Below are 25,940 nucleotides of genomic sequence, written 5' to 3' on the forward strand. Positions count from 1 at the left end.
GCGACGTTCAGAGTTCGGGATGGTGGCGGCGCAGCAGCCGCCGGAGCACGGCCGCCCGGGTGCCGATGGCGAAGACGAGGGCGGCGAACCCGCCGACCGGCCCCATCGCCGGGACGAGCGCGGCGGCGGCCAGCGGAGTGGCGACCAGCCCGGCGATCGAGGCCGACGCGGTCAAAGTCAAGACCTTGCTGTTGGTGTTCTCGATCAGGAAGCCCGCGTAGAGCCGGACGGCGAACAGCACCGTTTCGGCCAGGACGAAGACACCGAGCACCACGTACGCGCCGACGGTGCCCTCGGCGGTCAGCACCGCGCGGGTCGCCGGGATCGCGAGCGCGATACCCGCCAGGGCCAGGAAGATCAGCGAGCCCCGTTCGACCAGCTTGAGCAGATCCGCCGCGCGGGCCCGGCCCGCTGCCGCCCCGCTGCCGCGCATCCGCGCCGAGATCGCGGGCTGGTGCACCCGCAGCTGATAGAACAACAGCGAACAGAACGCGCTGCTGGCCAGCAAAGCGACGTAGAACGGTCCACTGTCGACGGTCCGCCCCGCCAGTGCGAGGATCCCGAACACCGTCGACGTCGCCAGGACGTCCAGCACTTCTGTCAGCCCGAGCAACACGGTGCTGCGGCCGAACGCGGGCCAGAGCCGGTGGCCGTCGATCCTTTCCGCGCGCAGCCACTCCTTCGGCAGCAACGCCGCGGAGCAGGCCAGGATGAGCAGGATGCCGCCGAGCAGCGACACGAGGTGGGTCAACGGAGACCAGTGCGCGAACCAGGTTCCCGTGGTCACCGCGCCGACCACCAGTGCCCCGGCGGTGAAGGCCAGCGCGTCCAAAGTGGACTTGCCGCGCAGGCGGTGCAGCCCGGAGACGGTCATCAGCAGCCCGCCGGAGATCGACCACCCCGCGGCCGTCAGGTACAACGCCGCGTCCGAATGCGGCGCGAGCACGAGCGTGACGGCCATCGCCGTCAGGACCACCAGTACCGGCGCCACGGCCATCCGGACCGCCAGTGCCGCCACGGCGTTCCGGGTCAGGTTCAGCCGGGGCAGGCATTTCAGCGCCGACTTCTCGGCCGCGGACGGGACGAAGTTCAGCCACGTCATCAGCCCGAGCGCGGTGGCGAATCGGCCGTAGTCGGGCGCTCCCCAGGCCGTGACCAGGACCAGCCCCATGGCCTGGATCGCCAGCCGGAAGACGCCCCGGCCCGCGAGCAGCCGGAGCACCGTCGAGGTCTTCGGCGCTTCGATCGACGCGGCGCCGGTGCCGTCGGCGAGCGAGGTTCCGGTCAAGGGAGCGGTACCGCCAGACCCTGCTCGTCGAGCAGGAACTTCAGGGTGCCGCGCAGTTCGTCCTCCACCGCCAGCACGTCGGGGACGGTCGGCGCCGAAAGCACGGCGTAGCCCATCTTGTAACCGGCCTGCTCATACGGCTTGACGAAGGAATCCTGTTCCGCGAACAGTTCCAGGCTGCTCACCGCGGGCATCGCGCGGACCTCGTCGACCCCTTCGATCCGGACGATCCGGCCACCGCGGTCGGAGGCGAGGATGTGCACCAGCGTCGGTCGCGGGTCGCGCGGCGAGAGCACGACCTCGCCGCCGGTCGCGGCGGCGATCCCCGCGGCGATCAGGTCGACGCCGGTGCTGAGCGCGATCGCCTCGGCCAGGCCGTTCCCGCCCATCCGGGCGCCCATTTCGATCAGGTAGAACTTGCCGTCGCGGCCGAGGACGGCGTCGAGCGTGAGCGGACCGGTGCGGTAGCCGAGTTCGGCGCACAACGCGGTCAGCATCAGCGGTAACGCGCGATCGACCACCGGCGGCAACCCGGCGGGCAGGAGATGGGACGACGTCACGAAGAACGGCGGCGGGGTGAGCGTGCGCCGGGTGACAGCGTGGAACACGATCCGCCCGTCGAGCACGAGCGCTTCGATCGTGTAATGCGAGCCGTCGAGGTGTTCTTCGACGACGAGCCGTCCGGACGGCGAGAACGCGAGCGACTCGCTGAACGCGGTGTCCAGGCCGCCGGGGCTCGCGCACGAGACGACGCCGCGGCTCCCGGAGGAGTCGACAGGTTTCACCAGTGCGGGGAATCGCAGCTGCTGCGCGGCGAGGGCGAGGTCCGGCCCGGGTTTCCCGCCGACACTGCGATAGGTCGGCAGGCGCAGCCGATCGCAGAGTTCGCGGAAGACGGACTTGTCGACGGAAGCGGCGACGGCGGCTTCGGGCAGCGGGTCCGGCAGGTTCCAGTGCCGGGTGAGCCAGGCGAGCGCGGGCAGCCCGACGTCGCTGGCCGGGCAGAGCACCCCGGCGATGTCGTCCCGACCGTCCAGCGCGGCCGCGATCTGTTCCGGTGCGCGGACACTGACCTGTACGAACTCGTCGGCCAGCGGCACCGCCGGCGCGCCGGCGCGGACGTCCACGCAGACGGTGCGGAAACCGAGCTCCCGCGCCCGGTGATACGTGCTGACCGAACCGTCGGCCCCGCCCAGGATCACCAGGCTTCGAGGTGCCGCCGTGTCTTCGGTGTTCTTCACTCCCGCTTGCCTTTCCCCAGGATGGACCTCGGCCATGGCCGAGGCGTAGAGCCGGTCGTCCTCGTCGACCGCGAAGTTGGCTTCCCTGATGTAGAACTGCCGCGGACGCGCCTGTCCCGCGCCGACCACGACCAGGTAACGGACGGTCAGTGCGAGCACGGTCAGCAGCACGGCGAACATGACGAATTCCAGCGCCGACACGGCGTTCAGGCCCAGAAGCCCGGAGGCGGCCGCGATCCCGGCGAGTACCGAGATCCCGGCGGTCAGCATCGCGGTGGCCGAAGCCACCGTCGTCAGCCGCCGGGTGAAGCCGACGAACAGTTCGATGGCGTGCGAGGACAGGAAACCGAAGCCCACTTTGGACTCACCGCGTTCCCTGGCCCGATGCGCCACCGGGACCGTGGTGTAGCGGCTGGTCAGCCTCGGCACGGTGGCGAGGAAGTACGGGGTGCCCAGCCGGAGGTCGACGATCTCGCGTGCGAGTTCGGCGCGCACCAGCCGGAAGGCCGTCGCGCCGGGCGGGATCTCGATGCGCAGCACCCGGCGGCTGAGGAAGTGAAAGGTCGCGGTACCCCAGCGCCGCAGTAAAGGATCTTGCCTATTGGCCCGGACGCCGAAAACGGCGTCGTTGCCTTCCTCGGCCGCGATGATCAATTTCCCCGCTTCGGAAGCGGGGAACTGCTGGTCGGCGTCCAGATGCAAGATCCACGGTTTTCCCGCGTACCGGTAGCCCGCGGAAAAAGCGGCTTCGAAACCGAAGTTCCGGGTGAAGGACAGGTAGCGCACCCGGGGGTCGGCGCGCGCGAGCGCGCGGATGACGTCCAGCGTCCCGTCCGTGCTCCCATCGTCCACATAGAGCAGTTCGAGCGGGAGATTCCCCAGCTCGGAGATGATCTCCTGGTAGGAGGGTTCCACGTTGTCGACTTCGTCGAAGCACGGGACGACGACGGTGAGTCCACTTTGCACAGGACCGAGGATCGGAAAGTTCATCTGCCGGATCCCTGCGGTGAGTACGCTACTGTGTTCGCAGCGTGACCTGTGCTGATTTCATATCTCATAGGTCCCCTCGTCGTGGGATCGGCCGGCAGATCGTGTCGGCTCGAAAGGTTCCGGTGTTATAGGCAGGTTCGCTTTGCTCCCGCCAGCGGATACCGAAAGTTGGTCCTTTCAGCTCAGTCGAAAAGGTGGGAAGTTCGCAATAAACCGGATGAACCAGACATGGGGTGTTTTCAAACCGACGTCGATGACGCAAGCTTGCGCGCCATGTGGAAAGTGGGGGTGAGTGCTGCCTGGCGGGCCGCCTATCGGCGATCCGTGCGGTCGGCCTTCGCGACGGTGCCGTTCTATCGCGAGCGCTGGGCACTCGACGGCAGAACGGATCCCGTGCTGGTGCCGGGTCGCACCGGGACGGACTCCGGCGCGGCGCCGCTGGCCGAGGCGGTGCACAAGATCGTCGATCTCGTGCCGCTGGCCGGTGGCACGCAACGGATCGAGCCGAACCGCGGGCTGGGTCCCGTGCTGCGCAAGGCACGTTCGGTGGCCGGCGACGCGCTGGTCGTCGTGCTCGGCGACGACGGGACGCGACCACCGGTGGACCTGCCGCGCGGAGTCCGGTGCTGCGTGGTGGATCCCGACGTCCCGGCGCCGGGTGTGCTCGCGGAACTGTCCTCCGCGCTCCGCGGCGGCCGTCGGGTGGTCGCGATCGGTGACGACAAGCAACTGGCCGTCTTCGCCGCGGCACTGCCCGAGAACCGGGCATATCGGGTCGAATCCGTACCACGACGCGAACTGGACACAATGGACACTGGGCCGTACGGCGTGCTCCACGATCCGGCACTGGGGTACCTGGGCGCGATCGAAGCGTGCGGCCGCTGGCATCTCGATTGGCCCCGCGTCTACGCGCGCCCCACTTCCGGCGGGCTCGCGTTCACCCTGCTGCGGCAGGATTCCCCGCGTTTCGTGGACGTGCTCCCGGCGGGCGGGGTCCGCGGTGAGATCGCGTCGTGCCCGCGACACGGCACACCGGTCGTGCTCACGTGAAGATCGGTTTCCACGATCCCCGCACCGACCCCATTCCCGTGGGCTGGCCGGAGTTCTTCGACGCGGCGCGCCTGCATCCGGTGTGGGACTACGAGGTGATGGGGCTCGACGCCTGGACCGCGCGGAACCCGCCGGTGCTGGCCGCTGTCACCGACGGCGCCGGGATCGTCGCGGCGTTTTCCGTGCTGGTCTGCCGTCCCCGGCTGCGGTATCGCTTCGCGCCGACGCCGGGACACCGGTTGCTGCGCCCGTTCTGGGCCGAGGTGTGCCAACCCTGGCTGAGCGGCTACCCCGGATTGGCGTTCGCGCCACGGGTCCCGGCCGCCGAACGCCGTCCGCTGATCCGGGTATTCGAACGGGCCCTGCGCACGCGGCTCGGACCGGGGTTGCTCGGCGTGCTGTACCGGGCGCTCGGGGAGGACTTCGCGAAGGATGTCCAAGGGCGGGGCAGGCTGGTGAAACACGTGGATTCGGTCGCGGTGCTGGACAATCGCTTCGACTCGGAAGACGAGTGGATCGGGTCGCTGGCGAAGTCACGCCGCGGCGGGCTCAGGCGGCAGCGGCGCCGGTTCGCGGACGACCCCGGTCTGGTGGTCAAGGGCGGCCCCGGCCGCGACGACCTGGACAGCGCCGAGGTCGCCGCGCTCATCCAGGCGCATCGCGAACGGCACGGCAAGTTCGCGCTCGACGCCAGGACCATGCCGTCCGCCGCGTTCCTGCACCGGTTCCTCCGGCGGCCGGACGTGCACACGCTGACCTACACCGGCGCCGACGGCAGGCTGCTCGCGGTGAACACCCTGCTCGACCATCCGGACAGTCCGGCGAAACAGCATTGGGGCACCCTGCCGGTGGACGAGGGCGGGCGGCAGGGACTGCTGTTCGACTCCTACATCCACGCCATGCGCTACGCCACGCGGCGCGGGGTCAAGGAACTCACCGCCGGGCGCGGACTGCCCGAACTCAAGGCCACGCTGGGATTCCGGGCGCGTCCCGTGTATTCCGCCGCCGTGCCGAGACCGGTACTGGGATGGTGACGATGAAGGTGGCGGCGCGGAGCACCGCGTTCGAGGTCGAGGTGGTCGATCCGAGGACGGCGCCTGAACCCGAGGGATGGCGGGAATTCCTGCACCGGGCGAGGTTGTCGCCGGTCTGGGAGTACGAGGTCCTGCGGCGGGAAGCCTGGCTGGCGAAGAATCCGGCGGTCCTCGCTGTGCTCCGCAGAGGCGGCCAGGTCGTCGGCGCGTTCACCGTGATGGTGTGCCGGAGCTGGAAGGCCGGCGACTTCGCGTCGCTGTCTGTCCCTGGTGGACGGTTCCGTCCTCGCTGGGCCGAGGCCTATCTCTGGCAGCTCAGCGGCTATCCCGCTGTGGTGCTCGACGAGCGGCTGGACGAGGCCGAGCGGCGGGAAGTGGTCCGCCGGTTCGAGCGGGCACTGTGCGCTCACCTCGGCCCCGGACTGCTCGGAGTGATCTACCGTGCGATGAACCCGGAACTCCTCCCGGCGCTGGACGGCCGGGGCCGGATCTCCCGCGAGATCGACCCGGCCGCCGTGCTGGCCAACGGCTATTCCACTATGGACGAATGGGAACGGGAACTCGGCGACGAGACCCGGAAGACGCTGCGCGACCTGCGCGAGGATGGGGATCTGCGCACCGAGGCGGCCCCCGCCCGCCAGGACCTGGACTGCCACGAACTCGCCGTCCTGCTCAACGCCCATCGCGCCAGGCAGGACGAACGGGCCTGGGCCGGGGGACAGCGGTCGCGGTTCGGCGGGCTGCACATGGACACCCGGAGCCCGATCGCACCGTCCTATCTGGACGCGCTCGTGCGGCGCCCGGACGTCATCACCCGCACCTACCGTGACGGATCCGGACGGCTGCTGGGCTTCGGCACGCTGTTCGACACTTTCGGCGCATGCGTGCTGCACCAGTGGGCCGCGCTGCCGAGTGCGGGCGGTGGACGGAAGGGACTCTATGTCGACTTCTACGCCAGGGGCGTGGAGCACATGATCACGCACGGGCGCCGCGAACTGACCGCCGGCCGGGCGATGCTGGAGAACAAGACCGCGCTCGGCTTCGGCACCAGGTCCCTGGTCTCGGTCGCCGTGCCGAGACCGGTGCTGGGCAGATGACCTGGGAAGTGCGGGTGCTCGACCCGCGAACCGATGCCGAACCCGAGGGCTGGGCCGCGTTCCTCGCCGCCCAGCAGGCGCCGGTTCCCTGGGGCTACCACCTGCTCCGCGTGGAGTCACGCTTTTCGCGCAGCCCCAACGCCCTTACCGTGATCAGCGACGGCGGCGAGATCGTCGCCGCGGTGCTGGCGATGCTGTGCGCCCCGATCTCCCCGGAAGGGCCTGGCGCGGTGCGCGGCGTGGCGCGACTGGGACCGCGCTGGGTCGAAGTGCAGCACGCGTGGCTTTCCGGATATCCGCCGTGGTTGTTCGCGGACGGCGTCGACGCCGGCGACAGGCGGGAGATCATGCGCCGGTTCGAGCGGGCCGTCTGCCGCTTCACCGGGCCCGGTTGTCTCGGCGTCGTCTACCGCACCGTTGAGCCGGAAATGCTCGACATGCTGTCCGGACGGGGCAGGCCCGTTCGTGACACGAAGCCGACATCGGTGCTGCAGAACAGTTTCGTCGACGTCGAAGGATGGCTGGCGTCCCTGCGCCGCAGCAGGCGGCTGAGCCTGCGCGGACAGGTGAAGAAGGTCGCCGCGGACCCGGGCCTGATCGTTCGCACCGAAGCCGCCCGCACCGACCTCGACGCGCTGGAACTGGCCACGCTGCTGCGGCAGCACCGCGAACGGATGGGGCCGGTGAAGTTCGACCGGCGTGGCCCGGTCACCGCCGAATACCTCGCCGAACTCGTGCGCAGGCCGGACGTGATCACCTCGACCTACCACGACGCCGACGGCAGACTGCTCGCGTTCGCCGGCGTGCTCGATCACCCGGTGGCGCCGATGCACCAGCATTGGGCCGCGGTGGGGCCGGAGGAGGGACGGCCGAAGCACCTTTACTTCGAGGCTGTCGTCCGGAATGTGCGGTACATGATCGAGGGCAACCGGAAGTCCCTGTCGATGGGGCGGGGGATGACCGAACTGAAGGCGACGCTCGGGTTCCAGCCTGTCCCGCTGCTCGGGGTCATCGTGCCGAAGCCGGTGACCCGATGGTGATCGAGGTGCTGGACCCCCGGCGCGATCCGGAGCCCGCCTACTGGAACCCGTTGCGGGCCAAGGCTGGTCTGCGCGCGGACTGGAGCTGGGAGGTGCTCACCGCGCAGGCGTGGGCGGCGCGCACCGAGCAGCCGGTCACCGTGCTGCTCGAAGACGGGGAACCGCGTGGCGTGGTCAGTTCCGCGTGGGTCACCGGACTCACGCGGCGGCACCGGTTCGCCCGCCCGGCGGGGCGTGGCCGGTTCGGCGGGCTCGACGTCCGTTCACCCGGCTCGGCCGCGATGCCGGGCTGGTGGTTCGACGACGAGGACGGTGACGGCGGCGTCGGCCGACTGCTGGACACCTTCGTCCCCGCCATGCGCGCGGAACTCGGCTTCGGCCTGCGCGGACTTCTGGTGCGCCAAGTCGGCGAGTCCGGAGTGGACAGTGTGCGGGGCCGGTTGAAGATGGTGCGCCGGACCGAGGACGTCGCTGTCCTCGACGTCACGCCGTTCTCGAACCGGGACGGCTGGGTGAACTCGCTGGCCAAGAAACGCAAATACAACCTGCGCAAGATCTTCCGCACCTTCGAGGCCGATCCTTCGATCGAGGCGCGGGTCGTGCCCGGCATCGACGCCGATCCGGTCGAGATCGCAGAGCTGTTGCGGCACAACGAATCCAAACACCACGACGTGCCGATCGTGCCGCTCCCGGCGTTCGTGGGCTACTGGAGCGCGCTTCTGCGGCAACCCGACGTGCACGTCCTCACCTACCGCGAGACCGCCACCGGCAGGGTGGTCGCCATCGCGACCCTTTTCGATCACCCGGCCCTGCCGATCGTCCGCAACTTCGCGGCGCTTCCGCCGGAGCTGGGTGGACGGAGCAACCTGTATTTCCACTTTTACGGTGAAGTGGTGCGCTGGGCGTTGGAGACCGGGCGGCCTCAGGTGATGTTCGGGAAGAAGATGTCCGAGACGAAGGCTTCCCTGGGGGCGGATCTGGTGCCGCAGTATGCGGCCGCTGTCGCGCTGCTCTGACCTCGTGAGTGGTGAGGGCGGTTCTGTCGGGGGCGGAGGTGCCGGGTCGGGTGTCGCGAAAGCCACTTTCGGGACGTCTGGTGTCGCGAAAGTGGCTTTCGCGACATCGGACGTGGCGGTGAGGCGTCGGGCGTGGCGGTGAGGCGTCGGTCGGGGTGGTCGTGAGTGGCAAGTGTCGTTCTAACGCGACTTACCACTCACGACCCGCTGGACCGACCCCTCACCGCCGCGTGAAGCCGCGGGTGGTGTCGCGAAAGCCACTTTCGCACCGTGCGCTTCCGCCAGGCCGCACTGGGGCCAGGTGGTCGTGAGTGGCAAGTGGGGTTAGAACACGATGGGGTTAGAACACGACCTGCCACTCACGACCACCCCGGCCGAAGCGTTGCTGCGACCGCATCTGGCACTGCAGTACGCGGCCGCCGTCGCGCTGCTCCCGGACCTCAGACGCGGGAAGCCAGACCGGCGAGGAAAAGGTCGATGGCGAACTCGAACCGCTCCCGCGCGGTCTCCGCGGTGAAGTGCTCGCCCGCGCCCAGCAGGTTCGGGAACGCGCCGGGCGGGAACGACGTCATGTACTCGACCATCCGCCTGCCGCGTTCCTCCTGCTCGGCCAGGTCGATGTCGCCGTGCTGCCAGCCGGCGCCTTCGTAGGCGAAAGCCTTGGCGTAGAGCCATAACGCGTCGGCCGCGTACAACGCCCGCTTGAGGTCGAGGCCGCCCGCGCGCAGTACCGCGAGCATGACTTCGGCCTGCTGGAGGGCGTTCGCGCCGACCGGGACGGGGATGGCCCACGCGATCTTGGCGATCCCCGGGACCGACGTCAGCGCGCGCACGTTCCCCCGCAGCAGCTCTTTCGCCTGCTCCACCCACCGCTCCGGGTCGGGCTCGGGGAACGGGCCGAAGGCGAGGACGTGGTCGACCATCAGCTCGTGGAGCTCTTCCTTGTTCGCGACATGCGCGTAGAGCGACGCGGGACCGGTCTCCAGCGCCTGGGCCACGCGCCGCATGCTCACCGCCTCCAGCCCCTCCGCGGCGAGGAGGTCCAGTGCCGTCTTCACCACGAGCTCCTGGGACAGCACGGGTTTCTCGGCGCGACGCCGGGGCCTGCTCACTTCGTTCGCCTCCTGATCCGGGGTTCCGCCGGGAACTCTACTTGACGCGAACGCCGTTCGTCTGTAGAACAGTGTTCGTAACACGAACGCTGTTCGTCTCACTGGAGGACATCATGACCGAACGACAGACCGAAGTCCTGGCCGTGCTGGACCGGATCGTTGACGCCTGGAACGACGGCGACGCGGCCGCTTATGCATCGCACTTCACCGAAGACGCCGACTACGTGACCTTCTTCGGGATGAACATGCCGGGCCGCGCGATCATCGAAAGCGCGCACAGGTCCCTGTTCGAAGGGCCGCTGAAGGGGTCGAAGCTGGTGTCCATGAGTGGTGAGTCCAAGGTCCGGTTCATCCGGCCGGACGTCGCGATCGTCGTGTCCGGCGGCGGGTCGTCGCTGTCGGGCGGAGGCAAACCCGAGCCGGGCCGGGAATCGACGCTGACGTACGTGCTCGTGGAGGAGTCCGACGGCTGGCGCGTCGCGTCCTTCCAGAACACCCGGGTGAGTGATCCGGCCGCGGGCGCCCCGTCAGGCGGGGAGAGGCGTACGCTCGGTTAGGTTCACCTAACCCAGGAAAGGAATCGTGGATGGCCGAGGCGCGGAGAGGGGTGTCGTCGACCCGGTTGCGAGTGCTGCGCACCGAGCGGATCACCCCGCACATGGTCCGGATCGTCGCCGGGGGCGAAGGGCTCGCCTCGTTCCAGCCCAACGAATTCACCGACGCCTACGTCAAGGTGCACTTCCGGGTGCCCGGCGTCGACTATCCCGAACCGTTCGACCTGGCGCGTGTCCGCGAAGAACTGCCGCGTGAGCAGTGGCCGCGGATGCGCTCCTACACCGTCCGGGCCTTCGACCGGGATCTCGGCGAACTGGTGCTCGACTTCGTCCACCACGGTGACGAGGGTGTCGCCGGGCCGTGGGCCGCCGCCGCGAAACCCGGCGACGAGCTGCTGATCTCCGGGCCCGGCGGGGCGTACGCGCCGGGCGAGGAGGCCGACTGGCATCTGCTCGCCGGGGACGAGAGCGCCCTGCCGGCGATCGCCGCGTCCCTCGAGGCGATGTCGGCGGGCGTTCCCGTGCACGCCGTCATCCTCGTGGAGGACGCGGCCGAGGAGCAGTCGCTGACCACCAAGGGCGATGCTCAGATCACCTGGCTGCACCGGAGCCGGGGCGACGACCTCGCGGCCGCCGTCCGCGCGATCGAGTGGCGCGAAGGCGTCGTGCAGGCCTTCGTCCACGGCGAAGCCGCGTTCGTCAAGGATCTGCGCCGTCACCTGCTGGACGACCGGGGGATGCGGCGTGACCTGCTGTCCATCTCCGGATACTGGCGCGTCGGGAAGACCGACGAGGCGTGGCGACTGGAGAAACAGGCCGAACGGAACGCGTAGCCTCGATCCCATGATCGAGCTGAAGGTGGACGTCGACCCGGCCGAGGTAGGTTTCGACGCGGAGCGGCTGCGACGGATCGACAAGCACTTCGACGGCTACCTGGAGCGGAATCTGCTTCCCGGGTATCTGGCCGTGGTGACCAGGAACGGGAAGGTCGCGCATCTCGCGTCGAACGGGATGCGCGACATCGAGGCCGCGCTTCCGGTCGAGACCGACACGATCTGGCGTGTCTTCTCGATGACGAAGCCGGTCACCTCGGTCGCCGCGATGATGCTCGTCGAAGCGGGACTCATCGATCTCAAGGACCCGATCTCCCGGTGGCTCCCGGAGTTCGCGGAACCGAAGGTCTTCACGGTGGGCTCGTCGGTCAAGATGGTGACGGAGCCCGCGACGGAGCAGATCCGCCTCTGGCATCTGCTCACCCACACCGCGGGACTGACCTACGGGTTCCACCGCACGCATCCGGTCGACTCGGCCTACCGCGACGCCGGATTCGACTGGGGCACCCCGCCGGGGCTCGACCTGGCCGGTTTCTCCGAGGCGATCGCGCGGCAGCCGTTGCTGTTCCAGCCCGGGTCGGAATGGAACTATTCGGTCGCGACGGACATCCTCGGCAGGCTCGTCGAGGTCGTCTCCGGTCAATCCCTCGACGCCTTCTTCAGCGAGCGGATCTTCACGCCGCTCGGCATGACCGAGACGGGATTCCAGGCCGACCCCGGCGCCCTCGACAGGCTGGCCGCGCTCTACGTGCCCCACCCTGCGACGAAGGCGCCGTTCCGCCACGACGAGATGGGCAACGTCGGCCGCGTCGCGCCTTCGTGTCTCTCGGGCGGCGGTGGCCTGGTCGCGACGGCGGGCGACTACCACCGCTTCACGCAGATGCTGCTGCGCGGCGGCGAACTCGACGGCGTCCGGCTGCTCGGCCCGCGCACGGTGCAGCTCATGGCGAGCAACCACCTGCCGGGCGGCGTGGATTTGGAGACCTACGGCCGCGGCGCGTTCTCCGAGGCACCGTACGACGGTTTCGGCTTCGGACTGGGCTTTTCCGTACTCGAAGACCCGGTGAAGGCGAAGACCCTCTCCAGCGCCGGGGAGTTCGCCTGGGGCGGCGCGGCGAGCACCGCGTTCTGGGTCGATCCGGACGAAGACGTCACGGTGCTGTTCTTCACCCAGCTGCTGCCGTCCACGACCCATCCGATCCGCGTCGAACTGCGCAACCTGGTGTATCAGGCCCTGGTCGGCTGACGGAAACCCGGCCACACTGGGACTCAGCCGAGAGGGAGGGGTCTTCATGCGCCGGATCGTGGTGGTCGGGGCCGGTCAAGCCGGGCTGGTCCTGGCCTTGGGCCTGCAGAAGCACGGATACGCCGTCACCGTGGTCACCGACCGCGACGCCGAAACGATCCGCGCGGGCAGGCTCATCTCGAACCAGTGCGTGTTCCACCCCGCCCTGACCCGGGAACGCGCGCTGGGCATCAACTTCTGGGACGGGACGGCCCCGGAGATGCTCGGCGCGTCGTTCGGGCTCGCCGGGGACTCCGCGGAACCGGCCGTCGCGTGGCAGGCCCGGTTCGACCAGCCCGCGCAGTCGGTCGACCAGCGGGTCAAGGTGTCCGCCTGGCTGACCGCCTTCACCGAACGCGGCGGCGAGGTGCGGATCGGCAAGGTGACGCCGGACGGGCTGGACGAGTACGCCCGCGAGTTCGACCTCGTCCTGGTCGCGGCCGGACGCGGGCCGCAGTTCGACGCGCTCTTCCCGCGTGACGACGCCCGCTCCCCGTACCGCGAACCGCAGCGGACCATCGGGATCCTGTACCTCGTCTCCGGAAGCGACGAGCCGCTCCCGGTGTATCCGGGCCTGACTTTCGGGCTCTCCCCGGCCGGTGAACTGTTCGGGCTGCCGATCCAGTCGCTGCGCGGGCCCGTCTTCGGTCTCGGGTTCTTCGGGGTGCCCGGAGGGCCGATGGACGTCTGGGACGACGTCACCGATTCCGACGAGCACTTCGAACTCGCGATGACGCTGCTGCACAAGCGATTCCCGTGGGTCGAGGAGTCACTCGCCGATGCCCGCCCGAGCGGGCCGCTGGACGCCCTGCGCGGCCGGGTCCTGCCGATCGTGCGCGACGCGGTCGGGACGCTGCCGTCGGGGGCGAAGGTGCTCGCGATGGGCGACACCGCGGTGACGAACGACCCGATCGCCGGTCAGGGCGCGAACATGGCGGCGCACGCGGCCGCGGTCTACGAACGGCGCATCCTCGAGCACGGTGACCGCCCGTTCGACGAGGCGTTCCTGCGCGGTACTTTCGCCGAATACTGGGAAAAGGCGCAGCACGCGACCCGGCTGAGCAACGATCTGCTCGCTCCGCCGCCGGATCACGTGCTGGCCACTTTGGAAGCCGCGCGGACGGCGCCCGAGGTGGCGCGCCGGTTCGCGAACATCTTCTCCGACCCCGCCGACTACGCCGGTTGGCTCACCGACGAGGGGGTCGCCCGGGCTTACCTGGCGTCGAACGGCGCGTGATCCGGAGCGCAGACGGTGCCGCGAGCCGGGAGACGCCCGTAGGTCAGGTAGGCGTCGAGGGCCGCGTCGACACATTCGCTGCGGTTCGCGGCGCCGTGCCCCCAGGCGTCCAGCGTCAGGAGCCGGGCGTTCCCGAGGATGCGTTCGGTCCGCTTCGCCCCGGCGTACGGTGTTTCCGGGTCGCCCTTGCCGTTGGCCAGCAACAGGATCGGCGCGGTCGGGCGGTTCCACGGTCCGGTGTAGCGCGCCTGGTCGGAGGCGGGCCAGAAGCCGCAGGGCATCGAGAGATACGCGTCGTAGGAACCGAAACCACGGCTCTCGCGGTCTGCATCGCGGGCCGCTTTCGCCCACGCGGCCGGGTCACGCGGATTCGTGGCGTCCACGCACATCGTCCCTCCGCCACCCAGCGCGGAGTCGAACGGCGTCGCGATGGCCTTCGCCGACACTGACTTCGTCGCGGACTGAAGGAATTCCGCCAGCGCGGGAGAGTTGGCCTCGTCGGTCAGCGCGTTGTGGGTGCGCCGGATGACCTCCTGGTAGGTGATCGCGCCCGGCGTGGCTTCGAGCCGGTCGAGGATGCCGTCGTACTTGGCCCGCAGATCCGTCCCTGGTTCGCGGAACGCGCACCGGACGTCGGCCGCGCACGTGTCGAGGAACGCCTGAAGCGCGCGGTCCGCGTCACGGAAGCCGCCGAGCCTGGTGCTGAACGGGATGTTCGCGTCCTCCGGCCGGTGCCCGGTGGACCAGGCGATCGGATCGTCGACGGCGTCCAGGGCGAGGGCACCGACGCGGTGCGGGAACAGGTTGGCGTACACCTCGCCGAGATACGTGCCGTACGAGAGGCCGTAGTACCGCAGGCGGGGCTCGCCGACGGCTTCGCGCAGCTTGTCGAGGTCCCGGGCGATGTTCGCGGTCGACAGATGCTCCAGCAGCGGTCCGGCGTTGCGCCCGCACGAGGCGGCGACCTCGCGGACGTCGGCGGTGTGCCGGGTCTCCTGCTCGGCGGTGATCGGGAAGGTGCCCAGAACCCGTTTGAGCGGCTCGGTTTCCGCGTCGTTCGCGAAACAGCGCACCGGCGTGCTGGCGCCGACGCCGCGCGGGTCGAAACCGACGATGTCGAACTGCCGGTGCAGCGACGCGGTCTTGAACTTGCTGAAGCGGCCCGGGTTCCCGGGGCCGCCGGGGTTGGTGAAGAGCGTGCCGCGTTTGTGCTTCTGGTCCGTGGCCGGAAGACGGCCGAGCGCGACCGTGATCCGAGGGCCGCCCGGGTCCTGATAGGACAGCGGGACCTCGACCTCGGCGCAGTCGTAACCCGGTGGCGAGCCGGCCGGACAGGGACCCCAGTCGATGCTTTTCGGCGCGGCCGAGGCCGCGGGCGCGATCGTGACGGCGGCGAGTGCGGTGAGAGTGAGCAAAGTTGCGGTGCGGACTCCGATGATGGTCACCGGCTCAGCGTCCCGCCTCGCGGGCGCGCGATCCCTGGTGCGTGTACCCGGAAACATGGTGGGGTGCGCCCCTCCATGTTCAACATATAGCGCACCGGGGGGCTTGCGGCAAGACCCCGGTGGTGCCGCAGAATCCTCGGCCGTAGCTGAAACAGGCCGAACAGGAGTGAAGATTTGACCGACGTCGACGTGATCATCGTGGGGGCCGGGCCGACCGGTCTGATGCTGGCCGCCGAACTGCGGCTCGCCGGTGCGCGCCCGCTGGTCCTGGAACGGCGGCCGGAACAGGGGAAGACACCGAAGGCCCACGGCCTCAGCGGGCAGATCCTGGACCTGCTGCACTATCGCGGCCTGCTGGACCGGGTGCGGGGACTCGTCACGGACCCCGTCCCGGCCCACAGGTTCCCGTTCGGCGGGGTGCACGTCGACCTCACCCGGTTCGAGGAACCCCCGCTGAAGGCGCTGTCGGTGCGCCAGCCGCTGCTGGAGGGGCTGCTGGAGGAACACGCCCTCGAACTCGGCGCGGAAGTCCGGCGCGGGCACGAGGTCATCGGGGTGCGCCAGGACGACACCTCCGTGACCGCTTGGGTCCACGGGCCGGAGGGGGAGTACGAGGTGACCGCGTCGCACCTGGCGGGGTGCGACGGCGGGCGCAGCCCGGTCCGGTCGATGGCCGGGATCGGGTTCCCCGGCACTACCTATCCCGAGGTCAACCGGATCGGGCAGGTCACCATCCCCGAGGGGCTGACCGTGCACGACAACGGTGACATCGAGACGCCGGAACTGGGCCGGGTCGAGGCGGGCTTCACCCGCACCGACACCGGCGTGTTCGCGCTCGGCTCGCTGACGCCCGGGATCGTGTTCATCCAGACCACGGAGGACGATCCCGGTGAGGTCGACGACGACGTCCCGATGACCCTGACCGAATTCGGGGAGAGCATCCGCCGCGTCCTCGGCAAGGACGTCCCGCTGGGCGACCCTGTCCGGCTCTCGCGCTACCAGTTCTCCGCCCGCCAGGCCGAGCGCTACCGCGAGGGCCGGGTCTTCCTGGCGGGCGACGCGGCCCACCTGCTGCCGTCGACCGGCACGGCGATCAACGTCGGCATGTCCGACTCGGTCAACCTCGCCTGGAAGCTGGCCGCGGAGATCCAGGGCCGGGCCCCGGAAGGACTGCTGGACACCTATCACGCGGAACGGCACGCCGCCGGTGCCCGCGCGCTGCTGCAGTCCCAGGCCCAGGTCGCGCTGCGGCGTGGGCACGACGAAGCCGCCGAGGCGCTCCGGACGGTCTTCCAAGAACTGCTGGACGACGAACAGGCCGCGCGACGACTGTCCGCCCACGTCGCCGGGACCGACCTGCGCTACCCGATGCCCGGCTCCGGGCACGCGCTCGCCGGCACGTTCGTCCCGGATCTCGCGCTGGAGACCGACGAGGGCACGACCAGCGTCGGGGAGTTGCTGCGTCCGGCGCGGCCGGTCCTGCTCGACCTCGCGGGGCGTCCGGAACTCCGCGAACTCGCTGAAGCGGCGGGCGTCGACGTCCACGTCGCGAAGGCCGAGGACAGGCCCGCCGACGTCCTGCTGATCCGGCCGGACGGCTACGTCGCTTGGGCGGGCGACGGCGACGGCCTTCGCGAGGCGCTGGCGGCCTGGTTCAAGGCCTCGTGAGTGGTAAGTGTCGTTAGGGCGGCACTTGCCACTCACGACCACCCCGGCCCAAGACCTGCTCGCTGTACCTCCGCGGTGACCAGCGCCAGAAGTGGCGATGCCGGGACGCCGTGAAGGCCTCCTTTACTACCGTCAGGGTAGGGAAGGAGGCCTTCACGGACGGGCCGCCTCCAGACAGCGCCCCCTAGCCATGGTCGTGAGTGGTAAGTCGCGTTCTAGTAAGGGAACCGTCATCAACCGCTCACGAGCTTCAGCGGTTGATGACGTCCGACCCGTACCGCTTCAGTGTCTCTTCGCGCTGATCGTGCATGAGGTACAGCGCGAACTGGTCCACGCCCAGCGAAGCCAGCTCCTCCAACCGGTCGACATGCGCCGAAGACGGACCCATCAGGCAGAACCGGTCGACGATCTCGTCCGGCACGAAGTCGGTCGAGGGGTTCCCCGCCCGCCCGTGGTGCGAGTAGTCGTAACCCTGACGCTCACGGATGTAGTCGGTCAGCTCGTGCGGCACCGGCCCGGAATCGCCGTAGCGTGCCACGAGATCCGCGACGTGGTTGCCGACCATCCCGCCGAACCAGCGCAGCTGTTCCCGCTGGTGCGCCAGATCGTCCCCGACGTAGGCCGGGGCCGCGAGGCAGATCGTGATCCCGCCCGGATCCCGCCCCGCCGCACGGGCCGCCTCGCGGACGGAACCGATGGTCCACCGGGCGATCGCGGGATCGGCGCACTGGAGGATGAAGCCGTCGGCGTGTTCGCCGACCGTCTTCAGCGCCTTCGGCCCGTAGCCCGCCATCCACATTTCGAGCCGCCCGTTGCGGATCCAGGGGATCTGGACAGGCTTGTCCCGCAACAGGACTTCGCGACCTTCCGCGAGTTCCTTGACCACGTGCATGCAGTCGCGCACGGTGGCCAAAGTGGACGGTGGCATGCCGACCACCCGGTGCGCCGAGTCGCCGCGGCCGATCCCGCACACCGTCCGGTTGCCGTACATGTCGTTGAGCGTGGCGAACGTCGACGCCATCACCGACCAGTCGCGGGTGGCCGGGCTGGTCACCATCGGGCCCACGATCATCGACGACGTCGCCGCGAGGATCTGCGAGTAGATGACGAACGGTTCCTGCCACAGCACGCACGAGTCGAACGTCCAGCCGTAGCGGAAACCCTGGTCCTCGGCGGCCTTCATCAGTCGTACGAGGTCGCGCGCGGGTGGGTCGGTCTGGAGGACAATCCCGAAATCCACGGTCACCGCCTCAGTTCAGGTACTGGTTCAGGTCGCGCGAGAGGAATTTCCCGTGCGTCGTACTGCCCGAGAACCCGGACGGCGACACCACCACGCGGCCACGCGAGAGCACCGTCTCGACCTTGCCGGTGATCTCCATCCCTTCGTAGGCCGAGTAGTCCACGTTCATGTGGTGTGTCTCGACCGAGAGGGTCTGCTTCGCCGCGGGGTCGTAGATGACGATGTCCGCGTCCGAACCCGCCGCGATGACACCCTTGCGCGGGTACAGCCCGAACATCCGCGCCGGGGTGGTCGAACAGGTCTCGACCCAGCGCCCGAGGGTGAGCTCGCCCGCAACGACCCCTTGGTGCAGCAGGTCCATCCGGTGCTCGACGCCGGGGATCCCGTTGGGGATCGCGCGGAAGTCGCCGCGGCCGAGTTCCTTCTGGTCCTTGAAACAGAAGGGACAGTGATCCGTCGACACCACCGAGAGGTCGTTGGTCCGCAGCCCTCGCCACAGGTCCGCCTGATGCGACTTCTCGCGCAGCGGGGGAGAAGCGACGTACTTGGAACCCTCGAAATCCGGTTTCGCCAAGTCCTCAATGGACAGATAGAGATACTGAGGACACGTCTCCGCGAAGACGTTCTGCCCGTCGTTGCGCGCCTCCGCGACCGCCGCCAGCGCCTGCGACGCCGAGAGGTGCACGATGTACAGCGGCGCCCCGGTCACCTTGGCCAGCTGGATCGCGCGCGACGTCGCCTCGCCCTCCAGCTCCGGCGGCCGGGTGAGCCCGTGCTGCACCGGGTCGACCTTCCCGGCGGCGAAAGCCTGCGCGGCCAGCTGGTCGATCGCGATGCCGTTTTCCGCGTGCATCATGATCGTCGCGCCGATTTCGCGCGCCTTCTGCATGGCCAGCAGGATCTCGCCGTCCGTGGAGTAGAAGACCCCCGGATACGCCATGAACATCTTGAAGCTGCCGACCCCGCCGTCGACGCAGGCCTGCATCTCCTTCAACGACGAGGCGTTGACGTCGGAGACGATCATGTGGAAGCCGTAGTCGATGGCGCAGTTGCCGTCGGCCTTCTCGTGCCACTTGTCCATAGTGGACAGTAGTGAAGTGCCTTTGGTCTGGACGGCGAAGTCGATGATCGTGGTCGTGCCGCCCCACGCCGCCGCCGTCGTCCCGGTGGCGAAGGAGTCGACGGAATGTGTCCCGCCGAAAGGCATCTCCATATGGGTGTGCGCGTCGATCCCGCCGGGCAGCACGTACTTCCCGGTGGCGTCGATGATCGTGTCGGCCGGCCCGAGCGTGCCCGGCCGGCCGACCGCCAAGATCGTCTCGCCGTCGACGAGGACGTCGGCGGTCGAAGCGCCCGCCGTGGACAGCACCTGCCCGCCTCTGATGAGGGTGGTCATCACGCCTCCGCGAGGGGTCCGTAGCTGTCCGGACGGCGGTCTCGGTAGAACGCCCACAGGTCCCGCACCTCGGCGAGCTTGCCCATGTCGAGATCGCGGATGACGATCTCCTCTTCGGTGTCGGACGCGGCTTCGCCGATCAGCTGGCCACGCGGATCCGCGAAGTACGACTGACCGTAGAAGTCGTTGTCGCCCAAGGGCTCCACGCCGACACGGTTGATCGTGCCGACGAAGTACTCGTTCGCGACGGCGGCCGCGGGCTGCTCCAGCCGCCACAGGTACTCCGACAGGCCCCGGCTGGTCGCCGACGGGTTGAACACGATCTTCGCCCCGGCGAGGCCCAGCGCGCGCCAGCCCTCCGGGAAATGCCGCTCGTAACAGATGTAGACGCCGATGCGGCCGACGGCGGTGTCGAACACCGGGTAGCCCATGTTCCCGGGCCGGAAGTAGAACTTCTCCCAGAAGCCCTTGACCTGCGGGATGTGGTTCTTGCGGTGCTTGCCGAGGTAGGTGCCGTCGGCGTCGATCACCGCGGCGGTGTTGTAGTACACGCCCGGCTGCTCGACCTCGTACATCGGGACGACCAGCACGACGCCGTGGCGTTCGGCGACCTCCTGCATGAGCTTCGTCGTCGGCCCGTCGGGGATGCCTTCGGTGTAGGAGTAGTAGTCGGTGTCCTGCACCTGGCAGAAGTACGGGCCGTAGAACAGTTCCTGCAGGCAGATGACCTGTGCGCCCTGCGAAGCGGCCTTGCCGATGGCTTCGACCGCTCCTGCGATCATCGACTCCTTGTCACCGGTCCACCGCTGCTGGATCAATCCGGCTCGGACCACGTCGCTCACTTGCTTCCTCCTCTGACTCGACGGCACTGACATCGGTGGTGCGGTTGCGTTGGGGCCGGGACAGCAGCAGGAAGACGATGAAGGCGCCTGCCAGGCCGACGGCCCAGTTGTAGTCGTAGAGCGGTTTCAAGAACGGGATCAGCCCGTCGGCGGGGAACGGCCCGCCGTACGCGCCGCCGACGGAAAGCACGGCACCGACCAGTGTCGCGACCAGCGCGCGCCAGTTCCAGCCGCCGTTGAACCAATAGATCCCGCGTTCGGAGTAGAGGTCGCGCAGGTTCAGCTTGGTGCGGTTCACCACCCAGTAGCCGGCGACGAGCACCCCGGCGACAGCACCGAGCAGGCCGCCGTAGAAGCCGAGCCACGCGAAGATGTAGATGTTCGGGTCGGAGTAGAGCCGCCACGGCTGGATGAGGATGCCGATGATCCCGGTGATGAGCCCGCCGACGGCGAAGGTGATCTTCTTCGGGAACGCGTTGGAGAAGTCGTAGGACGGGCTGACCACGTTGGCCGCGAGGTTCGCCGACACGGTCGCCAGCACCAGCGCGATCAGCGCGACGACCACGACGACGGGGGAGTCGAACCGGTCGGCCAGTTTCGCCGGATCCCAGATCTGTTCGCCGTAGAGGACGCTGCCGCCCGACGTGGTCAGGATCGCCACGACCGCGATGAACGTCATCGTGGTCGGCAGGCCGAGGATCTGGCCGCGGACCTGCTTGCCCTGGCTGCCGCCGAAGCGGGTGAAGTCCGGCATGTTGAGCGAAAGCGTCGACCAGAACGCGATCATCGCCATCAGCGACGGCGCGAACACCTTCCAGAAGTCCGGCCCCCAGCCGAGTTCTCCCGGCTGGGACAGGATCGGGCCGAGCCCGCCCGCCTTGACCAGCACGTAGCCCAGCAGGATCAGGAAGCCGACCGAGACCAGCGGCGCCGTCCAGTTCTCGAACCGGCGGACCGCCTCCATGCCGCGCCAGATGATGAGCATCTGAAGCAGCCAGAACAGTCCGAAGGAGAGCCAGAGCGTCCAGTGCTGGCCGAGGACGACCGCGGAGTCCTTCCAGGCGGGGCCCGCCAGCCGCCCGACGATGATGTAGATCGCCTCGCCGCCGACCCAGGTCTGGATGCCGAACCAGCCGCACGCGATGAACGCCCGCAGCAACGCCGCCAGGTTCGCGCCGCGCATGCCGAAGAAGGCGCGGGCGAACACCGGGAACGGGATGCCGTACTTCGTCCCGGCGTGGCTGTTGAGCAACATCGGGCCCAGCACGATCAGGTTGCCGATGGTGATCGTGAGCAGCGCCTGGACCCAGTTCATCCCGAGCGCGATCAGCGACGCCGCGAGCGCGTAGGACGGGATGTTGTGCGCCATGCCCATCCACAGCGCGAAATAGGTGTAGGTGGTCCAGGTCCGCTTTTCGACCGGTACCGGGGCGAGTTCGTCGTTGTAGAAGCGGCTGTCCTTCAAGGACTCGACCTCGCCGAGTTCTACCCGGCCATCAGGGTGCACGTGCTGCGTTCCGCGTGCCGTCGGCTCCATTGCGGAATCGTGCTCGCCCGCCCCGCGCGGGTGGGACTGGCAGACTGTTCACTGTTGATGGCGTCGGAGCGCAGACTGTCGATTGCTTTCGAAGGATCACGGTGCATGACCTGCGTCACACATCGGCGCGTAGCAATCCGGCAAACCGGCTGAAACATCTCCACAGGATCTCCACAGCTCACCCGGATGGTCTCCACGGCCGGTGCTTACAGTCATCCCCATGGAACTGGGAGGACGCCGGGTGCTGGTCGTCGAGGACGACGTGACCATCGCCGAAGCCATCGCCGCGCGGCTGCGGGCCGAGGGTTTCACCGTGGATCTGGCACACGACGGCCCTTCCGGCGTCGAGACGGACGCCGAGCGGGAGCCGGACCTGGTCGTGCTCGACGTGATGCTGCCGGGGTTCGACGGACTCGAGGTCTGCCGAAGGATCCAGGCCCGCCGCCCGGTCCCGGTGCTGATGTTGACCGCCCGTTCGGACGAGACGGACATGCTGATCGGCCTCGGTGTCGGCGCGGACGACTACCTCACCAAACCGTTCTCCATGCGGGTGCTCTCGGCCAGGGTGCACGCGCTGCTGCGCCGCGTCGAACGATCGGCCAGGGCCGACGTGAGCGAAGCGGGTACGAAGATCGTGCTCGGCGACCTCGAAATCGACGTCGAACAGCGGCGGGTCACGCGGGCGGGCACCCCGGCCCAGCTGACGCCGATCGAGTTCGACCTCCTCGTCCACTTCGCGAAGCGCCCGAGGGCTGTGCAGCCGAGGGAACGCCTGCTGAGCGAGGTCTGGGACTGGGACGTCGCGGGCACCGGTTCGGGCACCCGCGCTGTCGACAGCCACATCAAGGCGTTGCGCCGCAAACTGGGCGCGGACCTCATCCGCACCGTGCACGGCGTCGGCTACGCCCTGGAGGTGGGATCGTGAAGCTCCGCCCGCTGTTCGGCCGGATCGTCGACGCGCTCCCGAGACCGCTCGACCCGGTCCGCTCCATCAAACTCAAGCTCGCGATCCTGCTGGTGTCCTCGGGCGGTATCGCGTTCGCCTTCTTCAACTGGCAGATCGGCTGGCTGCCGCCGCGGACCACGATCGCCGCCATGGTGCTCGCCGTGGTCACCTCGCAGATCCTGGCGCACGGGATGACCCGGCCGCTGCGCGAGATGACCGCCGCCGCCCGCGCGATGGCCAAGGGCGACTACACGCGGCGGGTCCGGGCGACCGCCCGCGACGAGGTCGGGGAGCTGTCGCACGCCTTCAACCAGATGGCCGCCGACCTCGACGCCTCGGATCAGCGCCGCCGTGAGCTGATCGCGAACGTCTCCCACGAACTCCGCACCCCGATCACCGCGCTGAACGGAGTGCTGGAGAACCTGGTCGACGGGGTCGCGAAACCCGATCCGGCGACACTGAAGACCGCGCTGCAGCAGACCGAACGGCTCGGCAGGCTGGTGTCGGAACTCCTCGATCTGTCGCGGATCGACGCCGGCGCTTTCCCGTTGCAGCTGGAGGAGTTCGACCTCGAACTGCTGCTGGAGGAGGTCGCCGCCGAAGCGGGGGTGACCGCCGCCGCGACCGGCCGTGGCGTGCGGTTCGCCGTCGACGTCCAGCCGCCCGGCGCGACGGCCGTCGCCGACCGCGGCCGGCTCTACCAGGTCGTGGTCAACCTGCTCGACAACGCCGTCCGGCACGGACCGGCCGGGGGAGAGGTCCGCGTGCGGGCGGTGGCTCGCGGGGCCGACGTCGTCATCGAGGTCGAAGACGAAGGACCCGGGATCCCGCCGGGGGAGCGGGACAGCGTGTTCGAACGGTTCACCCGCGGCGAGCGGGCGGGCGGCGGGGGCACCGGCCTCGGGCTCGCGATCGCCCGCTGGGTGGTCGACCTCCACGACGGCAGCATCGCCGTCGTCACGCCCGAGCAGCGGCCGGGCTGCGTCATCCGCGTCGTGATCCCCGTTCCCTGACTTCTTGCCGCGCTTCCTTCGGCGGCTCCTCATCTTCAACAATATGTGCTTTCGCAAACTGGAGGGTTCGATGAGTGAAGAACAAGAGGAGACGCAAGCGCATGCGTCGCCCCCGTGGGTGACGGCCACCCTGCCGCCCGCGCCGCAGGTCCCGGTGCTGATGCGGCCACGGGTGGTGCCGAAGTCCTCGATCGTCCCGCTGCCCGGTTCGGTCCTGCCCGCGGCGGTCGCGGCCGGCCTGATCGCCGCCGTGGTCATGCCGGACGACCCCGGAGTCGGCTGGTTCGTGGCAGGGCTCGCCTTCGCGGTGTCCGTCTACTACGCCGACAAGCGCGCCCGCGGCGACGCAGAACCGCACTTCCGCCTGAGCAGCGCGTTGTGGGCGGTGGCCGCGCTCGGACTGCTCGCCGTCGGCATGTTCCGCGCGTCGATCTGGCTGAACGTGTTGTGCGTGCTGGCCGCCTTTGTCGCGGGCTCCCTCGCGGTGGTCGGGAAGCGCACCGTGAACACGATCATCTACGACGTCTTTTCGGTCCCGATCGAGGCGCTGCTCTCGGTCCCGTGGATCGGGCGCGGGCTCGGGAAAATCGGCAAGAAGCAGGAAGGCCGTACGAGGCCGAGGTTCCTGGTGCCCGTCCTGGTGAGCGCCTTGCTGCTGCTCGTGTTCGTCCCGCTGCTGCGGGGCGCGGACGCCGCTTTCGCGAGCGTCGTCGACGCGGTGATCCCCGAGTTGAACCCGGGAACCTTCGTACGCTGGGGTTTCCTGTTCGTCGTGGCCGCGTTCGCCGTCACCGGGGCGTGCTACCTGCTGGCCGCGCCGCCGCTGCCCGCCGACGACGACGCCCCGCGCAAACGGCTGGCGCACCGGCTCGAATGGACGTTGCCGCTGGGCGTGCTGGTGCTGCTCTTCACGAGCTTCGTCGTGGTCCGGCTGGTCGTGTTGTTCGGCGGCAGCGAATACGTCCTGGTCACGAGTGGCCTGACGGCGGCCGAATACGCCAGGAGCGGGTTCTGGCAGCTCTCCGCCATCACCGTGCTGACCCTGCTGCTGGTCGCCGCCGCACTGCGATGGGCGCCGAAGTCCTCAATGGCCGATCGTGCCTGGCAGCGCGGGCTGCTCGGGGCGCTGAGCGTGCTCAGTCTGGTGCTGGTCGCGTCGGCGTTGAGTCGCATGTGGACATACCAGCAGGCGTACGGGTTCACCACGCTGCGGCTGCTGGTGGAGGTCTGCGAACTCTGGATCGGCCTGATCTTCCTGCTGGTACTGGCATCCCTGACCCCGCTGCGTTCGGCCTGGCTGCCGCGCGCGGCCATCGGTGCCGCGATCGCCGCGCTGCTGGGGCTGGCCGTCCTGGACCCGGAGCGGTTCATCGCCGACCGCAACATCGACCGGCTCGCGCACGGCAAGACCCTCGACACCGGTTACCTGGCCACGTTTTCCGCCGACGTCGTGCCGGCGGCGTCCCGGCTGCCGGAGCCGCTGCGGTCCTGCGTGCTCGGACCGGTCGTGAGAGGAATCTCGGAAGATGATTGGCGCGAATGGAACCTGAGCCGGTCCCTCGCGCGTCAGACCCCCGTTGCCGCGCAGGACAGGCCGGGATGTCGCTACCTGACCCGTCCTTGAGCCGCGACACCACGGCCTTGATCGCCCTCGTGGGGGTGAGGGCGATCAAGGTGGTGGTGAACCAGGTCAGAAGGTGAAGACGCCCGCGGACTCGGTGTCGGCGACGCAGCGGTTGGCGTACGAGGTGCGATAGGTGACCGGTTCACCGCGCCACTTGCCGACCGCGGACACGTCCACCGGGTTGTACTCCAAGGTGCAGGCCCGCGGTTCCGCGCGTAGCCTGTCGAACTTTCCGTCCACTTCGGACAGTTTGGCGCAGGCGCCACCGCGTGCCGGGTGGGAACCCCCGGTGGGCTCGCAGGTGAGCGAGACGGTACCGACCCGGCCTCGTGCGTCGTGGCTGGTCAGCTGGAACGTGGATTCGGCGGGTTGCGCCGGGGCCATGCAGGCCAGCGCGAGTACGCAGGCGCCGATCGGTTCGAAGAAAGCCATATCTACCCTATCGGCTGACG

At 69.1% G+C, this 25,940-nt stretch carries 22 protein-coding genes and 1 pseudogene; 13 read left to right on the plus strand and 10 right to left on the minus strand.

The annotated features are described in order from the left end of the window. Positions 1-7: 7 nt before the first annotated feature. The 3 genes and pseudogenes from ACZ6YV_RS26405 to ACZ6YV_RS26415 all read right to left on the minus strand — a co-directional run. Positions 8-1,288, minus strand: a complete 1,281-nt coding sequence (locus ACZ6YV_RS26405) for a hypothetical protein (RefSeq protein ID WP_465512163.1) — start codon at positions 1,286-1,288, stop codon at positions 8-10. Beyond that, positions 1,285-2,565 carry an ATP-grasp domain-containing protein gene (locus ACZ6YV_RS26410; RefSeq protein ID WP_465512268.1) on the minus strand — a complete coding sequence of 427 codons (1,281 nt, stop codon included), beginning with the start codon at positions 2,563-2,565 and terminating at the stop codon, positions 1,285-1,287. The genes ACZ6YV_RS26405 and ACZ6YV_RS26410 overlap by 4 nt, the downstream gene beginning before the upstream one ends. Then, positions 2,566-3,519, minus strand: a pseudogene (locus ACZ6YV_RS26415) (glycosyltransferase family 2 protein); the annotation flags it as partial. It lies immediately after the preceding gene. 324 nt (positions 3,520-3,843) lie between these two features. Between ACZ6YV_RS26415 and ACZ6YV_RS26420 the strand changes: the two are divergent. From ACZ6YV_RS26420 to ACZ6YV_RS26440, 5 genes are read left to right on the plus strand one after another with little or no spacing between them, the layout of a single operon-like run. Then, the gene (locus tag ACZ6YV_RS26420; RefSeq protein ID WP_465512269.1) at positions 3,844-4,569 is read left to right on the plus strand and encodes a hypothetical protein; all 726 of its coding nucleotides are present in this window, start codon (positions 3,844-3,846) and stop codon (positions 4,567-4,569) included. Continuing rightward, positions 4,566-5,603, plus strand: a complete 1,038-nt coding sequence (locus tag ACZ6YV_RS26425) for a GNAT family N-acetyltransferase (RefSeq protein ID WP_465512164.1) — start codon at positions 4,566-4,568, stop codon at positions 5,601-5,603. Before ACZ6YV_RS26420 ends, ACZ6YV_RS26425 begins: the two co-directional genes overlap by 4 nt. Next, on the plus strand, positions 5,597-6,700 hold the full coding sequence (locus ACZ6YV_RS26430) for a hypothetical protein (protein ID WP_465512165.1): 1,104 nt from the start codon (positions 5,597-5,599) through the stop codon (positions 6,698-6,700). Before ACZ6YV_RS26425 ends, ACZ6YV_RS26430 begins: the two co-directional genes overlap by 7 nt. Beyond that, on the plus strand, positions 6,697-7,740 hold the full coding sequence (locus ACZ6YV_RS26435) for a GNAT family N-acetyltransferase (RefSeq protein ID WP_465512166.1): 1,044 nt from the start codon (positions 6,697-6,699) through the stop codon (positions 7,738-7,740). Before ACZ6YV_RS26430 ends, ACZ6YV_RS26435 begins: the two co-directional genes overlap by 4 nt. Then, positions 7,734-8,756, plus strand: a complete 1,023-nt coding sequence (locus ACZ6YV_RS26440; RefSeq protein ID WP_465512167.1) for a GNAT family N-acetyltransferase — start codon at positions 7,734-7,736, stop codon at positions 8,754-8,756. Before ACZ6YV_RS26435 ends, ACZ6YV_RS26440 begins: the two co-directional genes overlap by 7 nt. A gap of 440 nt (positions 8,757-9,196) precedes the next feature. Here the strand turns inward: ACZ6YV_RS26440 and ACZ6YV_RS26445 are convergent, their stop codons facing one another. Beyond that, positions 9,197-9,868 carry a TetR/AcrR family transcriptional regulator gene (locus ACZ6YV_RS26445; protein ID WP_465512168.1) on the minus strand — a complete coding sequence of 224 codons (672 nt, stop codon included), beginning with the start codon at positions 9,866-9,868 and terminating at the stop codon, positions 9,197-9,199. Between the two features lie 113 nt (positions 9,869-9,981). Between ACZ6YV_RS26445 and ACZ6YV_RS26450 the strand changes: the two genes are divergently transcribed. Genes ACZ6YV_RS26450 through ACZ6YV_RS26465 form a run of 4 tightly spaced genes read left to right on the plus strand, consistent with a single transcriptional unit; the run spans position 9,982 to position 13,777 of the window. Next, the gene (locus ACZ6YV_RS26450) at positions 9,982-10,425 is read left to right on the plus strand and encodes an SgcJ/EcaC family oxidoreductase (RefSeq protein WP_465512169.1); all 444 of its coding nucleotides are present in this window, start codon (positions 9,982-9,984) and stop codon (positions 10,423-10,425) included. 29 nt (positions 10,426-10,454) lie between these two features. Next, entirely contained in the window at positions 10,455-11,255 is an 801-nt protein-coding gene (locus ACZ6YV_RS26455) for a siderophore-interacting protein (RefSeq protein WP_465512170.1), read from the plus strand. A gap of 10 nt (positions 11,256-11,265) precedes the next feature. After that, positions 11,266-12,501, plus strand: coding sequence for a serine hydrolase domain-containing protein (locus ACZ6YV_RS26460; RefSeq protein ID WP_465512171.1), 1,236 nt, complete (start codon positions 11,266-11,268; stop codon positions 12,499-12,501). 46 nt (positions 12,502-12,547) lie between these two features. Then, positions 12,548-13,777 carry a styrene monooxygenase/indole monooxygenase family protein gene (locus ACZ6YV_RS26465; RefSeq protein WP_465512172.1) on the plus strand — a complete coding sequence of 410 codons (1,230 nt, stop codon included), beginning with the start codon at positions 12,548-12,550 and terminating at the stop codon, positions 13,775-13,777. On the opposite strand, the gene ACZ6YV_RS26470 is transcribed toward ACZ6YV_RS26465, so the two are convergent. Continuing rightward, complete coding sequence (locus tag ACZ6YV_RS26470) at positions 13,753-15,222, minus strand: alpha/beta hydrolase (RefSeq protein ID WP_465512173.1); 1,470 nt, start codon at positions 15,220-15,222, stop codon at positions 13,753-13,755. The two genes, ACZ6YV_RS26465 and ACZ6YV_RS26470, sit on opposite strands and share 25 nt — an antisense overlap. 174 nt (positions 15,223-15,396) lie before the next feature. Here ACZ6YV_RS26470 and ACZ6YV_RS26475 point away from each other — a divergent pair, with 174 nt between their 5' ends. Then, entirely contained in the window at positions 15,397-16,890 is a 1,494-nt protein-coding gene (locus ACZ6YV_RS26475; protein WP_465512174.1) for an FAD-dependent monooxygenase, read from the plus strand. A gap of 250 nt (positions 16,891-17,140) precedes the next feature. Here ACZ6YV_RS26475 and ACZ6YV_RS26480 read toward each other — a convergent pair whose 3' ends face one another. From ACZ6YV_RS26480 to ACZ6YV_RS26495, 4 genes are read right to left on the minus strand one after another with little or no spacing between them, the layout of a single operon-like run. Further along, positions 17,141-18,130 (minus strand): TIGR03842 family LLM class F420-dependent oxidoreductase, encoded by a 990-nt coding sequence (locus ACZ6YV_RS26480; protein ID WP_465512175.1) that lies wholly within the window; start codon positions 18,128-18,130, stop codon positions 17,141-17,143. A 10-nt stretch (positions 18,131-18,140) separates the two neighbouring features. Beyond that, positions 18,141-19,526: a dihydropyrimidinase gene (gene hydA / locus ACZ6YV_RS26485; protein ID WP_465512176.1), complete on the minus strand. Its 1,386-nt coding sequence runs from the start codon at positions 19,524-19,526 to the stop codon at positions 18,141-18,143. After that, the gene (locus ACZ6YV_RS26490) at positions 19,526-20,368 is read right to left on the minus strand and encodes a nitrilase-related carbon-nitrogen hydrolase (RefSeq protein WP_378241882.1); all 843 of its coding nucleotides are present in this window, start codon (positions 20,366-20,368) and stop codon (positions 19,526-19,528) included. The genes hydA and ACZ6YV_RS26490 overlap by 1 nt, the downstream gene beginning before the upstream one ends. Continuing rightward, positions 20,319-21,905 (minus strand): NCS1 family nucleobase:cation symporter-1, encoded by a 1,587-nt coding sequence (locus ACZ6YV_RS26495; protein WP_465512177.1) that lies wholly within the window; start codon positions 21,903-21,905, stop codon positions 20,319-20,321. The genes ACZ6YV_RS26490 and ACZ6YV_RS26495 overlap by 50 nt, the downstream gene beginning before the upstream one ends. 241 nt (positions 21,906-22,146) lie before the next feature. On the opposite strand from ACZ6YV_RS26495, the gene ACZ6YV_RS26500 reads away from it, so the two are divergent. The 3 genes from ACZ6YV_RS26500 (at position 22,147) to ACZ6YV_RS26510 (ending at position 25,488) form a co-directional block, all read left to right on the plus strand. After that, positions 22,147-22,830 (plus strand): response regulator transcription factor, encoded by a 684-nt coding sequence (locus ACZ6YV_RS26500; protein WP_465512270.1) that lies wholly within the window; start codon positions 22,147-22,149, stop codon positions 22,828-22,830. Continuing rightward, the gene (locus ACZ6YV_RS26505) at positions 22,827-23,864 is read left to right on the plus strand and encodes a HAMP domain-containing sensor histidine kinase (protein WP_465512178.1); all 1,038 of its coding nucleotides are present in this window, start codon (positions 22,827-22,829) and stop codon (positions 23,862-23,864) included. The genes ACZ6YV_RS26500 and ACZ6YV_RS26505 overlap by 4 nt, the downstream gene beginning before the upstream one ends. Before the next feature lie 70 nt (positions 23,865-23,934). Continuing rightward, a complete protein-coding gene (locus ACZ6YV_RS26510; RefSeq protein WP_465512179.1) occupies positions 23,935-25,488 on the plus strand; it encodes a DUF4153 domain-containing protein in 1,554 nt (517 codons plus the stop codon). 66 nt (positions 25,489-25,554) lie between these two features. Here ACZ6YV_RS26510 and ACZ6YV_RS26515 read toward each other — a convergent pair whose 3' ends face one another. Beyond that, complete coding sequence (locus ACZ6YV_RS26515; protein WP_465512180.1) at positions 25,555-25,920, minus strand: SSI family serine proteinase inhibitor; 366 nt, start codon at positions 25,918-25,920, stop codon at positions 25,555-25,557. Between the last annotated feature and the right edge of the window lie 20 nt (positions 25,921-25,940).

The sequence above is a fragment of the Amycolatopsis sp. NPDC102522 genome (genome assembly GCF_055584485.1).

Excerpts from the sequence above, each read along its gene's own strand:
- ACZ6YV_RS26410 (WP_465512268.1), bottom strand. The coding sequence starts at position 2,565 with ATGGCCGAGGTCCATCCTGGGGAAAGGCAAGCGGGAGTGAAGAACACC.
- ACZ6YV_RS26430 (WP_465512165.1), top strand. The coding sequence starts at position 5,597 with ATGGTGACGATGAAGGTGGCGGCGCGGAGCACCGCGTTCGAGGTCGAG.
- ACZ6YV_RS26435 (WP_465512166.1), top strand. The coding sequence starts at position 6,697 with ATGACCTGGGAAGTGCGGGTGCTCGACCCGCGAACCGATGCCGAACCC.
- ACZ6YV_RS26440 (WP_465512167.1), top strand. The coding sequence starts at position 7,734 with ATGGTGATCGAGGTGCTGGACCCCCGGCGCGATCCGGAGCCCGCCTAC.
- ACZ6YV_RS26450 (WP_465512169.1), top strand. The coding sequence starts at position 9,982 with ATGACCGAACGACAGACCGAAGTCCTGGCCGTGCTGGACCGGATCGTT.
- ACZ6YV_RS26455 (WP_465512170.1), top strand. The coding sequence starts at position 10,455 with ATGGCCGAGGCGCGGAGAGGGGTGTCGTCGACCCGGTTGCGAGTGCTG.
- ACZ6YV_RS26460 (WP_465512171.1), top strand. The coding sequence starts at position 11,266 with ATGATCGAGCTGAAGGTGGACGTCGACCCGGCCGAGGTAGGTTTCGAC.
- ACZ6YV_RS26465 (WP_465512172.1), top strand. The coding sequence starts at position 12,548 with ATGCGCCGGATCGTGGTGGTCGGGGCCGGTCAAGCCGGGCTGGTCCTG.
- hydA (WP_465512176.1), bottom strand. The coding sequence starts at position 19,526 with ATGACCACCCTCATCAGAGGCGGGCAGGTGCTGTCCACGGCGGGCGCT.
- ACZ6YV_RS26495 (WP_465512177.1), bottom strand. The coding sequence starts at position 21,905 with ATGGAGCCGACGGCACGCGGAACGCAGCACGTGCACCCTGATGGCCGG.
- ACZ6YV_RS26510 (WP_465512179.1), top strand. The coding sequence starts at position 23,935 with ATGAGTGAAGAACAAGAGGAGACGCAAGCGCATGCGTCGCCCCCGTGG.
- ACZ6YV_RS26515 (WP_465512180.1), bottom strand. The coding sequence starts at position 25,920 with ATGGCTTTCTTCGAACCGATCGGCGCCTGCGTACTCGCGCTGGCCTGC.